This is a genomic window from Mycobacterium sp. E2479 (genome assembly GCF_001667925.1).
Taxonomy (GTDB): Bacteria; Actinomycetota; Actinomycetes; order Mycobacteriales; family Mycobacteriaceae; genus Mycobacterium.
Genome location: NZ_LZJR01000054.1, coordinates 1 through 524, shown reverse-complemented (window position 1 = coordinate 524; position 524 = coordinate 1). Strand labels below are relative to the sequence as shown.

The window sequence follows — 524 nt, the reverse complement described above, 5'->3', positions numbered from 1 at the left end:
CTCGGTGATGATGTCGCGCAACGCCTTCAATCCGGGGCGCTCGACCGCCTCGGCGGCGCCGCGGCGGTCATGGCCGGCCAGCCCACCTTCGCGAAATGCGTCCGCGACGATGCCGTCGATGATCTCGCGGAAAGCGTGAAACTCGCCCGTCCTCGTGGCATCGACGGCAATCGCATTCTCCACCCGGATCACCCACTCGAAGGCCGCCAGGCCCGGATAGTCCCGCATCAACCGGCTGGACTCGTCGAATACCGCAGCGAGGCGATCGACGACATTGTCGGTTTGCGCGGCGGCAGCCCGCAGCCGGGGACGTGCGATGCGGTCCATCTCGCTGACGGTGGCCTCGAGCAATTCGGACTTGTTCGCAAAGTAGTGATACAGGCTGCCGCTGGTCATGTCGGCGGCCCGGGCGATCTCGCGAATCGTCGCCCGGGTATAGCCCGCCTCGGCCACACAGCGCATCGCCGCGGTGACGATTCGTGCCCGGGTCTGCTCGCCATCGGCGCCCACCGGCCGGCCCAATT

Annotated in this window: 1 protein-coding gene; it reads right to left on the bottom strand. The window is 67.6% G+C overall.

What is annotated here, in order from left to right; genetic code table 11:
* Positions 1-522, bottom strand: a 522-nt coding sequence (locus A5686_RS06520) for a TetR/AcrR family transcriptional regulator (protein ID WP_231986305.1), incomplete at its 3' end; no start/stop codon positions are given.
* Positions 523-524: the final 2 nt, after the last annotated feature.